Annotated in this window: 9 protein-coding genes; 5 read left to right on the plus strand and 4 right to left on the minus strand. The window is 62.1% G+C overall.

Translation table 11 applies throughout. The features are described from left to right. Window positions 1-43: 43 nt before the first annotated feature. Complete coding sequence (locus tag CKW37_RS20170; RefSeq protein ID WP_095157723.1) at window positions 44-283, minus strand: hypothetical protein; 240 nt, start codon at window positions 281-283, stop codon at window positions 44-46. A 30-nt stretch (window positions 284-313) separates the two neighbouring features. After that, window positions 314-5,602, minus strand: a complete 5,289-nt coding sequence (locus CKW37_RS20175; RefSeq protein ID WP_095157725.1) for a dermonecrotic toxin domain-containing protein — start codon at window positions 5,600-5,602, stop codon at window positions 314-316. A gap of 332 nt (window positions 5,603-5,934) precedes the next feature. On the opposite strand from CKW37_RS20175, the gene CKW37_RS20180 reads away from it, so the two are divergent. The 3 genes from CKW37_RS20180 to CKW37_RS20190 all read left to right on the plus strand — a co-directional run bounded on the left by CKW37_RS20180 (window position 5,935) and on the right by CKW37_RS20190 (window position 9,169). Continuing rightward, a complete protein-coding gene (locus CKW37_RS20180; protein ID WP_095157727.1) occupies window positions 5,935-6,954 on the plus strand; it encodes a branched-chain amino acid aminotransferase in 1,020 nt (339 codons plus the stop codon). Window positions 6,955-7,128: 174 nt separating this feature from the next. Continuing rightward, window positions 7,129-7,809: a response regulator transcription factor gene (locus tag CKW37_RS20185; protein ID WP_095157729.1), complete on the plus strand. Its 681-nt coding sequence runs from the start codon at window positions 7,129-7,131 to the stop codon at window positions 7,807-7,809. Next, window positions 7,787-9,169 carry a HAMP domain-containing sensor histidine kinase gene (locus tag CKW37_RS20190; RefSeq protein ID WP_095157731.1) on the plus strand — a complete coding sequence of 461 codons (1,383 nt, stop codon included), beginning with the start codon at window positions 7,787-7,789 and terminating at the stop codon, window positions 9,167-9,169. The genes CKW37_RS20185 and CKW37_RS20190 overlap by 23 nt, the downstream gene beginning before the upstream one ends. A 104-nt stretch (window positions 9,170-9,273) precedes the next feature. On the opposite strand, the gene cysS is transcribed toward CKW37_RS20190, so the two are convergent. Beyond that, entirely contained in the window at window positions 9,274-10,656 is a 1,383-nt protein-coding gene (gene cysS / locus CKW37_RS20195; RefSeq protein ID WP_095157733.1) for a cysteine--tRNA ligase, read from the minus strand. A 9-nt stretch (window positions 10,657-10,665) separates the two neighbouring features. Further along, the gene (locus tag CKW37_RS20200; RefSeq protein WP_095157735.1) at window positions 10,666-12,366 is read right to left on the minus strand and encodes a glutamine--tRNA ligase/YqeY domain fusion protein; all 1,701 of its coding nucleotides are present in this window, start codon (window positions 12,364-12,366) and stop codon (window positions 10,666-10,668) included. Between the two features lie 237 nt (window positions 12,367-12,603). Here CKW37_RS20200 and CKW37_RS20205 point away from each other — a divergent pair, with 237 nt between their 5' ends. Both CKW37_RS20205 and CKW37_RS20210 read left to right on the plus strand, forming a co-directional pair. Further along, a complete protein-coding gene (locus CKW37_RS20205; RefSeq protein ID WP_095157737.1) occupies window positions 12,604-13,104 on the plus strand; it encodes a peptidylprolyl isomerase in 501 nt (166 codons plus the stop codon). Next, window positions 13,101-13,826, plus strand: a complete 726-nt coding sequence (locus CKW37_RS20210) for a UDP-2,3-diacylglucosamine diphosphatase (protein WP_095157739.1) — start codon at window positions 13,101-13,103, stop codon at window positions 13,824-13,826. Before CKW37_RS20205 ends, CKW37_RS20210 begins: the two co-directional genes overlap by 4 nt. Window positions 13,827-14,058: the final 232 nt, after the last annotated feature.

Below are 14,058 nucleotides of genomic sequence, written 5' to 3' on the forward strand. Positions count from 1 at the left end.
TGTTTTTATCGCCGGCTCATATGACCACGGATGCACGCAAACGCTATGCGTACTTCAGGCCTTCTCTGTTGCTCAGCTCTTCGATCAGGCTGCGTTCATCCCTGGCCAATTGCTCTTCCAATACCTTGATCCTCGCGCTGAACTGGTCGGGAAGATCACCGGGATAAAGATCGGTCACTTCCAGCACCCGGGCTTCGAAGGCGTCCTTCAACGCCCTGAAACGATCGGCGTGCATTTCATGCAGGTATTCCACCCAGAAATCGCGCTGGGCAGCGTAGTCCATGAAGCCCTGGCCGCTTTCGCCCTGCTCAACCTAGAGCAATACGCTGTCGAACTCTCCGGGCCGGATATCGGCATGGGACTGATACAGCATCTTGCTCGGCGGAACCGGCAGATCGAGGCGCTCGGCCCAATGCAGGCGATAGGCAAGACGGACCTCGGCTTCGTCGCGGCTACCGGCCTGCCGACGCGCGATGTCATCCAGCACCTGCAAGCGGTACAGGCGCCGGGTCAGTCGATAGAGGGTTTGCCCGCGGTCCTGCTCGGAGACATCGCGCAGCGATTGGCGGATGTATACCTGAACTTCCATCTGGTTGAACTCCAGCCGGATGCCATCAGGGCAGGTGTCGTAGTTCTGCACCTGGCGTAGCGGTTCCTCGGCCATGCCATTGAGGATCAGGCACAACTCGGGGTCACGAGCCGCCGCATCCAGCACGCCCCATACGCGCTCGACCAACTCCGGGCGCGTCGTCACCCGCCGGTAATCCGCGGTATTGCGCAGGTGCGCCACCATCCCCAGCAGGTCCCGCGCACTGTCGCTCCTGTCAAGTTGCTGCCAGGTGCCGCGGCGCAGTTGATCTTCGTCGCCCGCGGCGCTCAGCCATGGCTCGATGGAGCTGACCATCTCGTCCTGTATTCCACCACCATGGGAGTGGCCGAAATTCTCGGTATCGGAATCCGACACCTCCGAATCCGAATCATGGCTTTCAGGGGGCAGCCTGCGGATCTCATCCGGCAAATCCATATTGAAGGAGTAAGGTCGGTTGTACGATTCGGAGACATGGGCGCGAACCATCATTTCATGGGTCAGCGGATTGCCCCTGAGGACGATATCGGTGTGGCCAACTTCACTGCGAAGATTGACCAGAAGGTATTCCGGCAACTCGCGGATCTGGTTGTTTTCCAGGCACAGCATGTCTATCGATCCGGGCAGCAAGGGGTCGACCCACGCGGGCCAGGACTGCAGGCCGACATCGTTCAGGCTCAAGGTCAGCAGTGGAATGCGATGCCCCAGTAGGCTGGCATCCAAAACGGTTCCCATCGTGTTGCCATCGAGTTCCAGGTTAGCCAGTTTCGTGATCCGCCCGAAAAACTCTATGGCCGCCTGGTCAATGGTGAAACCCTGGAAGCAAATCGACAGTGACCTCAACTCAGGCAACTCGAGCAGCGCGTCGGGGAGTTCAAGCAGCGGCGTGACGTGGTCGGTCAATGTCACCGCATCGAGCCTCGGGAAATAACGCAAGAACCGGTTGAGCTGTTGTGTGGTCAGCGTCGGTCGCACCAACTCCAACCGATAAACGACCTCATAGAAAGCGCTCGGCAGCGCCGGGGGAAACTCAGCCAACTCGATCTCATTGAGCCGTAGAACCCGATGGTTCAATGCAGTGGGTTCGCCCCTCCAGAACTCAAGAATGTTGTCGCCTATGCGTCGGCGCATGATCGACTGCTGTGCGCTCAAGGGCGCGCCCGACGAAGACGCCTCGGCCCACTGCTCAAGGATGTCGGACAATGCTTCACGCTCTCGCAGCAGCCGATTCAGTTCTTGTTCCAGGTACACGGGAACATCCAGGTCGAAGCTGAACCGGTTATCGGCACCCTCGCTCAATCGGAGTGTCTTGATCGTCTGGGTCGAGAGTGGATTGCCCTGGAGCGACAGGCGGGAGCGAGGCGCTCCGGGATGATTTTCCAGAATATCGCCGGGAAGAATGGTGATCTCGTTATCCATCAACGACACCTCGGCGATAGTGCCCAGCGTGTCGCTGTTGAGCCAGCGCGGCCACACGCCAAAATGCATGCGGTTCAACCCGAGGTAATCCAGGTCGAAGTTGACGGTCTGGATCTGCCGCAGATAGCTCATCTGGTTGCCACTCAGGTCCAGGCGCCGCAGATTCAGCCGGCCGAAAAGGTCGAACTGTTCCTGGGTGAAAAAGGTGCCCATGTCGGTCAACTCAAGATTGCTCAAGTGCAGCTCCGTGGTTTCCAGAGCGCGCTGCACCCGATAGACATCCCTGATGGTTCCCTGGCGCATGGCCAGGGAGGTCAAGCGGGGGAAACGACTGAGGAAACGCGACAGAAAAAGCTGTTCTTCTTTCCAGACCATGCCGATGGAACAGCCATTCAACTCCAGGCCTTGCACACGTTCATGGAAAAAGTCCGGTAGCTGCTCGGGAAAGTCGGCCAGGTCGACACGCTCCAGCAGCAACGGCGCCGGCCCCCCGCGCTCGGGCAAGCTATTGGCTTCCCAGTGATTACAGATCGCCTCGCCAATGTCTCTACGACTGATGAACCGCATGGGATTCGGATCTGTAATCGAGGACGAGGCCAGCGCCCACTCGTCGAGACTGCCGCGTAGCGCGCGCTCCTCGTCCAGCAACTGGTTCAACCGGATGTCGATGGCGGCACGGTCCAGGCCAGCGGTATACAGCGCCCTCAGCACCTCTTCGGGATAGGCGCTGCGAAATTCGAGCAGGCGGATCTTGTCCAGCAGCGTGTCTTCGCTGATGACCCCGGGAAACACGCCTCTCCCGCTCAACGGATAGCCAAACCGGCCATCGGCAAGGCGCATCGGCGATTTGCTGGACGGTTTGAGTGGCTGCATGTTCAGCACCTTGCGCAGCACGTGCCTCGGCAACAGCGGCTGCGCCTGTACCGCCCGCTTGAGCGCCGCGCCCTGGCCGACATGAGGGAATCCCAGTTGAGCCCGTTGCAGGTCCGGCAGGGCGTGCAACAGCGCGGCGTAGAAGTCGTCGCTGCCGTGCAGGTGCCGACCCTCGGCGTCACGCGCCAGGTAACCCTCGCCCTGCTTTACCAGCACCTTGCGCACCGGCGCATCGGCGGGGCCGACGCTGTCGATCAACGGCCCATGAAACGTGCCATCGCGAACCTCCAGGAGCACCTGAGGCGACCAGCCCGGCAGGGTTTCCAAGGTGTGCAACAGCAACCTGTCGCTGTCGGGGTTGTACACCGACTCCAGGTACACGCCCTCGTATGCACGGGCCAGGCGAGTACTTTGCAGGTACGCGCGGGCTTCTTCGGCCACCCGCTGGGGCACCCGCTGCTCGGTGCGCAGGCGCTCAAGCTCGGCGGGGCTTGCCTGCTGCAGCAGTTCCTCGGAGACCAGGGTGGGCAAGCCGGGGAACGTGCGCTGAATCACCTGTGCCGTCTCACTCGGACGAAGGGCCCGGTAGCGCGTGTTGAACCAGGTTCTTCTCGCGCTGATGGCGCCCTGCGACTCGGCAGCACTTGCGCCGATGGCTGCCACCGACTCACGGTCGAGTTTCAAACGCTGCGCCGTGTCTACCAGCAAGGCCGGCGGGCGCAGGCCTTCCGCCAAGGCGTGGCGCAATACCGACTCGGAACTGCCGCTGATTCGCAGGACACGAAGGGCTTCCTCATCGGAAAACTCATCGCTGGCAACGCCCAGCCGCCGCAACAACCTGACGCCCTGCCACTCCAGCGGCTGATCCGCCTCATGCAGCCAGGCACCCGCCTGATTGTGGCGCACGCCTGGCTCATACGCGTCAGGTCGAGTGGGGTGCTCCAGCCGGTACGGCTCCGGCTTGACCGCATAGGTCTGCCCGTCCAGTGCCAGCCACTGCTTGCCTTGATACTCATACAAACCCAGCGCGTCGGGCTTGAGGTCCGCGGGCAGGACGATGTCGTGGGCATAGGGCCGCACGTCCGGTTTCCACAAGCGGGTACTGCCGTCCGCCAGCCGCACCGGCCGCATCGGCGTCACCGCCTCGGGCACCGCCACCGCGGGAATCCGCCCGCCCCCGGCAGAAACGGCGCCCAAGGCGACGACCAGCGCCACATTGTCCACCACATCCATCAGGTAGCCCCAGGCCTGGTCCTTTTCGCCCTGAGCCAGGCTTTCGATACCTTCATAGACTTCATAACTCAACTGCGCGGCCATCACGCCCAGCATCACCTCGCCCAGGCCCGGCACCACGAACGCGGCGATATTGAGGACGTCGAAGGCTTTTTCGAAAAAGTACGCCAGCTTATCCATCAGCGACTTGTGGTCTTGCTCCGCGGTCGGCACCGCATGAAACAGCCCGTCGTCCCTGAGCACGGCAGCTTTTTGCTCGCACAGCCGGAAGATCAACGTCCCGGAAAAGGCTTCATCTCTCAGGTGCAGCCTCGCCTCGCGGTCCAGAGTCGGCTCATACCAGCCAAACTGGCTGTTCCAGATTTTTGGATGGAACGCCTGGTCAAGCTTGCCGAACACCACGCCGCGGTGGCGCGCGGGGACGAAGCGCTGGAAAAAGTCCAGGTAGCCTGGCTGCAACATGCTCTCGCGCAGCACATGGAGAAACTGCACCGACGAGTCATATTCGCGCAGCGGGTTATACGGATCATCGGGCAGGTAGACCACCAGGTTTTCCACACCAGCGTGCGTTTCCCGGCCCAGGCGAAAGACCACGACGCCGGTCAACCTCACGTCCCAAAGTTGCAAATAACTGCAACGAGGATGTTCAAGGGACGTCTCTTTCGCCAGCGCCATCAGTGCCAACTGCGTCGTTTGGCTGATGGCGTTCTTTAAATAGGCAATCTGCACTTGAAGTTCAAAGGCCGATTGTTCGAAACGCTGGAAAAGATCGCGCGGGTTTGTCGCGGTATCGCCAGGTCTGGAAACAGGATTGAGCGTCGCCTGTATCAGCGCTTGATATTGGCCACCCAAATCGAGGCTCCGGCACAATGCCGCGAACCGTTCAGGGGCGATATCGATTACCGGGCCATCAATCTCCACCCCGTGAAGCGGGTACGCGGAGAAAATCGCCGCCCTGGCAATGCGCCCGTTGTCCATTGCCCCCGCCACCGTTTCCCAGGCCTCGAAGTTCTGTAATGCCGAGGTGAGCAATGACTGGGTGGCCGCCTTCAACAGCCGCTGCGCCAACACGGCCGGATCTTGCGAGAGGCTTTCGAAGGGAACCTCCACGGCGGCGCGCCGGGCATGGAACAAATAGCTGGTGCGCACCTCGAGATCCAGCCCGAACGCCTCCTTGATTGCCGCCTTGAGCAGCGGTTCGGCAAACACCTCGGCTGTCGGCAAATGCGCCAGCACTTGATTGACCTGTTGTTCGTCGCGCCAATGACCGGCGTAGATGTCCTGCATCTGGCGGGCAACGTCCGGGCGGCGTAGCCGAGCCTGTTCGAACCAGGACGGCGCGGTGGCATGTGCCTCGCGTAATGCTCGGCGGGTTTGCGAAGAGGCCTGTTTAAGCCAGTCGGGAATCTTGCCTTCGACCGTAGCGAAGTGTTCACTTTCCGCAGAGTCTTCATTTACCAACGCCGTTGCAGCACCCATAACTTCAGACATTAGAGCGGCCTTTATCACATTGACAGGCACTCCAGCGTAACGGCCGCCCCGGTAATAAAAAGCTCAAATAACTCATTGAAATCATGAGTATTGGATCAAGACTTCAAACGTATATCGACTATAAATAACACCCCGAACTTAATAACTTTATCGCGCCCATTCGATCGCGATAAACCCGCTCGCCCTCCCCCCGCGACCCGCGGCACGACCAGCCCTTGCGGCGGGAATCTGCCCGGAGGCGTTTCCGATCCGCACGGGATGTATTATCGTGGCTGCTTGCGCAAGATGCGTGGCCTGACCATTCAGGCATTTGCCAACCGATCGAGGGTGCCATGAGCAACGAAAGCATTAACTGGGACAAGCTGGGCTTCGACTACATCAAGACCGACAAGCGCTACCTTTCCTACTTCCGTAACGGCGAGTGGGACCAGGGCACCCTGACTGAAGACAACACCCTGCACATCAGCGAAGGCTCCACCGCGCTGCATTACGGCCAACAGTGCTTCGAAGGCCTCAAGGCCTACCGCTGCAAGGACGGCTCGATCAACCTGTTCCGCCCTGACCAGAACGCCCTGCGCATGCAGCGCAGTTGCGCTCGCCTGCTGATGCCGCAAGTGCCGACCGAAGCCTTCATCGAAGCCTGCAAGCAAGTGGTCAAGGCCAACGAACGTTTCGTGCCGCCACACGGCAAGGGCGCGCTGTACCTGCGTCCATTCGTGATTGGCGTCGGTGACAACATCGGCGTGCGGACCGCGCCGGAGTTCATCTTCTCGATCTTCGCCATCCCGGTCGGCTCGTACTTCAAGGGCGGCATGACCCCGCACAACTTCGTGATCTCCGGCTACGACCGTGCCGCACCACAAGGCACCGGCGCGGCCAAGGTCGGCGGCAACTACGCGGCCAGCCTGATGCCAGGTTCCGAAGCCAAGAAAGCCGGCTTCGCCGATGCCATCTACCTGGACCCGATGACCCACAGCAAGATCGAGGAAGTCGGTTCGGCCAACTTCTTCGGCATTACTGGCGACAACGAATTCATCACCCCGAAATCGGCGTCCGTGCTGCCAGGCATCACCCGCCTGTCGCTGATGGAACTGGCCGCCTCGCGCCTGGGCCTGAAAGTCATCGAAGGCGATGTGCTGATCGACGAAATCGCCAAGTTCAAGGAAGCCGGCGCCTGCGGTACTGCCGCGGTCATCACCCCGATCGGCGGCATCCAGTACAACGACAAACTGCACGTGTTCCACAGCGAAACCGAAGTCGGCCCGGTCACCCAGAAGCTCTACAACGAGCTGACCGGCATCCAGAGCGGTGACGTCGAAGCGCCAGCGGGCTGGATCGTCAAGGTCGCCTGACGCTCTTCCCTCGATAGTCCGATAGCTGGACAAAAAGCCGCTGAGCGGCGATCAGGCTGTTTTCCACACAGCAAGGTCGCCGCTCAGCGGCTTTCTTACATGAATTTTTCTTTAGGACGGGCGCTGTCTATTCTTTGGCACAATCGAGTCTCCACCCGCCGCCCAGGTAAAAGCATGCCCCGCGTACTGACTATCGAAGACGATGCCGTCACTGGCCAGGAAATCGTCGCCGAACTTTCCAGCCACGGCCTGGAGGTCGATTGGGTCGACAACGGTCGCGAAGGTCTGGCCCGTGCAATCGCCGGTGGCTACGACCTGATCACCGTCGACCGGATGCTCCCGGAGGTCGATGGCCTGACCATCGTCACCACCCTGCGCAACCTGAAGATCGCCACGCCGATCCTGATGATCAGCGCCCTCTCCGATGTCGATGAACGGGTCCGCGGCCTGCGTGCCGGCGGCGACGACTACCTGACCAAACCCTTCGCCTCCGACGAGATGGCCGCCCGCGTCGAGGTGCTGCTGCGGCGCAACAGCGTGCCGATGACCCAGACCCGCCTGCAGGTCGCCGACCTGCAACTGGACCTGATCAGCCACGAAGCCCGGCGCGGCGAGCAGTCGCTCAACCTGCTGCCCACCGAATACAAATTGCTGGAATTCCTCATGCGTCACGCCGGCCAGGTCATCACCCGGATGATGATTTTCGAGGAAGTCTGGGGCTATCACTTCGACCCCGGCACCAACCTGATCGACGTGCATATCGGTCGCCTGCGCAAGAAGATCGACGCGCCCGGCCAGACACCGCTGATTCGCACCGTGCGGGGCTCCGGCTATGCCATTGCCGAACCCGTCTAAAGGCTGGAGCTCGTCAACCAGCCGCTTGCTGGCGCTGTACAGTTTTCTGTTCGTGGCCTGGAGCAGCATCCTCATGGGGGTGCTGTATTTCGAAGTTTCCAGCTACCTGAACAAACTCACCCGTCATTCGTTGCTGCAACGCCAGCACCTGTTCGCCCACATGAGCGGCAAGCAACTGGATGACGCGCTGATCGCCAGTCAGGCCTTCGAAGAACGCAGCTTCGACGCCTACGGCCTGTTCGATCCGCAGTTCAACCCTCTGGGCGGGCAGATCCGCCAGATGCCCGCCGAACTGGGCCTGGACGGGCGCATCCATGAAATCAGCCGCTGTCTCGACGCCGACGACCCGCGCCTGCCGCGAGACAGTTGCGACGCCGTGGCGATCAAGGTCCACGATGGTCGCTGGCTGGTACTGATGCGGGACAACGGCTCGCTGTTCGTGGTCACCCGGATCATTCTGCATGCCCTGCTCTGGGGCCTGTCGCTGACCATCATTCCCGGCATCGCCGGCTGGTACTGGCTGCGACGCCGTCCGCTGAAGCGGATCCGGGCAATCCAGGCCACCGCCGAGCAGATCGTCGCCGGCGACCTGACCCGACGCCTGCCGCTGTCACAACGGCGCGACGAACTGGACATGCTCGCCGCCATCGTCAACGCCATGCTCGACCGTATCGAACGGCTGATGCACGAGGTCAAGGGCGTCTGCGACAACATTGCCCACGACCTGCGCACCCCGCTGACCCGCCTGCGCGCCCAGCTCTACCGCATCCGCCAGCAGGCCGGCGATGACGCGCCGCAGGCCGAGGCGATGGAACAGGCCATCGCCGAGACCGACACGCTGATGGCGCGCTTCCGCGGGCTGCTGCGGATCAGCGAACTGGAAGACCGCCAACGCCGCGCCGGCTTCGTCGAACTGCAGGCCCGGGCGCTGCTGGAAGAGCTCCACGATTTCTACCTGCCGCTGGCGGAAGATGGCGAGATCGCGCTTGAACTGCGTGTCGCCGAACCGCTACCGGCGCTGTTCGGCGACCATGAACTGCTGTTCGAGGCCCTGGCCAACCTGGTGGGCAACGCCATCAAATTCACCCCGGCCGGCGGACGGGTGCGCATCAGCGCCGACAGCGATGCCGATGGCGTGCATATCGCGGTGGAAGACAGCGGTCCGGGGATTCCCGAAGAGGAACGCGAGACGGTATTGAAACGCTTCTACCGCAGTGAGGAAGGCCACCGCCATGCGGGCTTCGGCCTGGGGCTGTCGATCGTCGCGGCGATCGTCGACCTGCACGGGTATCAGTTGGAGGTGGGGGAAAGCGAGTGGGGTGGTGCGCGGTTGGTGGTGCACTGCAGAGGCCAGGTGTAGCGCGGTCCCTGCAGGAGCGGGTTGACCCGCGATTGCGTTGGTGGAGTCACTATCGCAATCGCGGGTCAACCCGCTCCTACAGGGCCTTGCGCCCCAAGCCGGGATCAGTCAGCCAGACGCCAGGTGGTTTCGCCCTTCTTGTCTTCCAGCACCACACCCATGGCCGCCAACTGATCGCGAATCCGGTCGGACTCGCCCCAGTTCTTGTCGGTCCGCGCCTGCAGGCGCGCCTGGATCAGGGCTTCGACTTCAGCCGCGTCAACCTTGCCTTCGGCACCGGCACGCAGGAAATCATCGGCGTCCAGTTGCAGCACACCCAGCAACCCCGCCAGCTCACGCAGGCGACCCGCCAGGCCGGCGGCAGTCTGTGCATCGCTCTCGCGCAGACGGTTGATCTCGCGCACCAGGTCGAACAGCACGGCGCAGGCTTCCGGCGTACCGAAGTCGTCGTTCATCGCCGCGGCGAAGCGCTCGACATACTCGTCGCCCCCTTGCGGCGCCACCACCGGCAGGCCGCGCAAGGCGTGATAGAAACGCTCCAGCGCGCCTTTCGCGTCGCGCAGGCTGTCCTCGGAGTAGTTGATCGCGCTGCGGTAATGGCTCGACACCAGCAGGTAGCGCACCACCTCCGGGTGATACTTTTCGAGCACGTCGCGAATGGTGAAGAAGTTGTTCAACGACTTGGACATCTTCTCGCCGTTGATACGGATCATCCCGCAGTGCATCCACGCATTGGCGTACTGCTTGCCGGTCGCGGCCTCGCTCTGGGCGATCTCGTTCTCGTGGTGCGGGAACTCCAGGTCGCTGCCGCCGCCGTGGATATCGAAGCTCTCGCCCAGGCAGCAGGTGGACATCACCGAGCACTCGATGTGCCAGCCCGGACGACCCGCGCCCCACGGCGACGCCCAGCTCGGCTCGCCCGGCTTGGCGGCTTTCCACAGGACGAAGTCCAGTGGGTCCTGCTTGGACTCGTCCACTTCGATCCGCGCGCCGATGCGCAGGTCTTCGATCTTCTTGCGCGACAGCTTGCCGTAGCCGACGAACTTGCCGACGCGGTAGTACACGTCACCGTTGCCCGGCGCGTAGGCGTAGCCCTTGTCGATCAGGGTCTGGATCATCGCGTGCATGCCGGGGATATGGTCGGTGGCACGCGGCTCGAGGTCCGGCGGCAGGATGTTCAGGCGCCGCTCGTCCTCGTGCATCGCGTCGATCATGCGCGCGGTCAGGGCGTCGAACGTCTCGCCGTTCTCGTTGGCGCGGTTGATGATCTTGTCGTCGATGTCGGTGATGTTGCGCACGTAGGTCAGGTCGTAGCCGCTGTAACGCAGCCAGCGGGTGACCAAATCGAAGGCGACCATGCTGCGGCCGTGGCCGAGGTGGCAGAAGTCGTACACGGTCATGCCGCAGACGTACATCCGCACCTTGTTGCCGTCCAGCGGTTTGAAAACTTCCTTGGTTTTGCTCAGGGTGTTGTAGATGTTAAGCACGAAAATTCCTCAGCTGCCCCAGGAGTCACGCAGGGACACGGTGCGGTTGAATACCGGACGGCCTGGACGGGAGTCTTTCAGGTCGGCGCAGAAGTAGCCTTCGCGCTCGAACTGGAAGCGGTCTTCAGGCTGGGCATTGCCCAGCGACGGCTCGGCACGACAACCGGTGAGCACCTGCAGCGAATCCGGGTTGATGTTGTCGAGGAAGCTGCCGCCCTCTTCGGCTTTCTCCGGGTTCGCCGCGCGGAACAGGCGGTCGTACAGACGCACTTCGCACTCGACGCTGGCGTCGGCCGGAACCCAGTGGATCACGCCCTTGACCTTGCGGCCCTCGGGGTTCTTGCCCAGGGTGTCGGGGTCGTAGGAGCAGAGCAGTTCGACGATGTTGCCGTCGGCATCCTTGATCGCCTCGTCGGCGCGGATCACGTAGCTGCCGCGCAGGCGCACTTCACCGGCGGGCTCCAGGCGTTTGTAGCCCTTCGGCGGCTCTTCCATGAAGTCGTCGCGGTCGATGTACAGCTCGCGGGCGAACGGCAGGGCGCGCACGCCCATGTCTTCCTTCGGATGGCGTGGCAGTTCGAGGTTCTCGACCTGGCCTTCCGGGTAGTTGGTGATGGTCACTTTCAGCGGGCGCAGCACGCACATGGCACGCGGCGCGGTGCGGTCGAGGTCGTCACGGATGCTGAATTCCAGCATCGACATGTCGACCACACCGTCGGAGCGGTTGGTGCCGATCATTTCGCAAAAGTTGCGGATCGAGGCCGGGGTGTAGCCGCGGCGGCGGAAACCGGACAGGGTCGACATGCGCGGGTCATCCCAACCTTCGACGTGCTTCTCGTCGACCAGTTGCTTGAGCTTGCGCTTGCTGGTGATGGTGTAGTTCAGGTTCAGGCGGCTGAACTCGTACTGGCGCGGCTTGGCCGGCACCGGCAGGTTGTCGAGGAACCACTCGTACAGCGGACGATGACCTTCGAACTCCAGGGTGCAGATGGAGTGGGTGATGCCTTCGATGGCATCGGACTGGCCATGGGTGAAGTCGTAGTTCGGGTAGATGCACCACGTGTCACCGGTCTGGTGGTGATGGGCATGACGGATACGGTAGAGGATCGGGTCGCGCAGGTTCATGTTCGGCGAGGCCATGTCGATCTTCGCCCGCAGCACGCGCTCGCCGTCCTTGAACTCGCCGGCCTTCATGCGGGCGAACAGGTCCAGGTTTTCCTCGACGCTGCGCTCGCGGAACGGGCTGTTCTTGCCCGGCTCGGTCAGGTTGCCGCGGTATTCCTTGGCTTGCTCAGGGGTCAGGTCGCAGACATAGGCGTTGCCCGACTTGATCAGATCCACGGCCCAGTCGTGCAGTTGATCGAAGTACTGCGAGGCGTAGCGCACCGGACCGGTCCATTGGAAGCCCAGCCACTTGATGTCTTCCTGGATGGCGTCGATGTACTCCTGGTCCTCTTTGGCCGGGTTGGTGTCATCGAAACGCAGGTGGCAGGCACCGCCGAATTCCTTGGCCAGGCCGAAGTTCACGCAGATCGACTTGGCGTGACCGATGTGCAGGTAACCGTTGGGCTCAGGCGGGAAACGGGTGACGATGCTGCTGTGCTTGCCCGAGTCCAGGTCGGCCTGCACGATCGGGCGCAGGAAATTGACGGGAACGGCGGGCGCGCCTTTGGCGGCATTGGGAGCGGTGTCAGCAGTGGGCTTGCTCATAGGATCCTTGGAATTCTGGTCTTCGGCCCGGGTAGGCCGCGTCAAACAAAGCGCTTATCATAGCCGAAGCGGTCGCGCTGCCGACAGCACCGCGCCGACAAACCGGCGCTAATATGGGCAGGCACCGCAAAAAAATCTGCGCAATGAACGTATCGCCGACGCCAGAGCGGGCGTCAGGGTCAAATACACCGTTGTACACCCCTCCTTCCCACATGCCTTGAGAGAGCGAATTTCAGCATGGCCAAAGTCAAACTGAGCACCAACCACGGCGACATCATCCTGCAACTGGATGCCGAGAAAGCCCCGAAAACCGTGGAAAACTTCGTCCAGTACGTTAAAGAAGGCCACTTCGACAACACCGTGTTCCACCGTGTCATCAAGGGCTTCATGATCCAGGGCGGCGGCTTCGAGCCTGGCATGACCCAGAAGAAAACCCGCGCCACCATCCAGAACGAAGCGGATAACGGCCTGAAGAACACCAAGTACAGCATCGCCATGGCCCGCACCATGGAGCCGCATTCGGCGTCTGCGCAGTTCTTCATCAACGCCTCCAACAACGACTTCCTCAACCACAGCGGCAAGAACGTGCAGGGCTGGGGTTACGCGGTGTTCGGTGAAGTGACCGAAGGCCAGGACATCGTCGACGCTATCGAAGGCGTGGCCACCGGCTCCAAGTCCGGCCACCAGGACGTGCCGAAAGAAGACGTGATCATCGAGAAAGCCGAGATCATTGAGTGATACTGCTGATCTCCGATCTGCATCTGCAAGAAGAACGCCCGGACATTACCCGGGCGTTTCTTGATCTGCTGGCAACACGCGCCCGCGATGCTCAAGCGTTGTACATCCTGGGCGACTTTTTCGAGGCCTGGATCGGCGACGACGGCATGACGCCATTCCAGGCTTCCATCTGCCAGGCCCTGCGTACGCTGAGCGACAGCGGCACCCAGGTGTTCCTGATGCACGGCAACCGCGACTTCCTGATCGGCAAGGCCTTCTGCAAGGCCGCGGGCGTCACCCTGCTGCGCGACCCCAGCGTGGTCGAGATGGGCGGCGAGCCAGTGCTGCTGATGCACGGCGACAGCCTGTGCACCCGCGACGAAGCCTACATGAAGCTGCGCCGCACCCTGCGCAACCCGCTGAGCCTGTGGATCCTGCGACACCTGCCGTTGAGCACCCGGCGCAAGCTGGCGCGCAAGCTGCGCAGCGAAAGCAAGACGCAGACCCGCATGAAAGCCACCGACATCATCGACGTGACCGCCGAGGAAGTGCCGCGAATCATGCAGCAGCATGGCGTGCACACCCTGGTCCACGGCCACACCCATCGGCCGGCGATCCACAAACTCACCCTTGATGACGGCAGCGCCGGCCGGCGCATCGTCCTGGGCGACTGGGACCGACAAGGCTGGGCCTTGCAGGTGGATGAGCAGGGCTTTCAACTGGCCCCGTTCGCGTTCGCCTGACCCTCCGCTTCGCGGCCAGCCCGCGAAGCGCTCTCCGCCCTCCTCCGAAAGTCGTCCACGACGGCCTTCTGCCTCGGGCCACAGCACTTTGCGCACGCAGCTTCAGGTGCGTATCTGTCTTCGCCAATCGCTTACGTTGCGCACTGTCAATGGCGGACAGACACGCTGCTTGCCAGTGATATCGTAGCGCCACCGTGTGAACTGAATCACACGAAATCCGCGAACATGGATG

It is taken from the genome of Pseudomonas sp. Irchel 3E13 (assembly GCF_900187455.1).
Taxonomy (GTDB): Bacteria; Pseudomonadota; Gammaproteobacteria; order Pseudomonadales; family Pseudomonadaceae; genus Aquipseudomonas.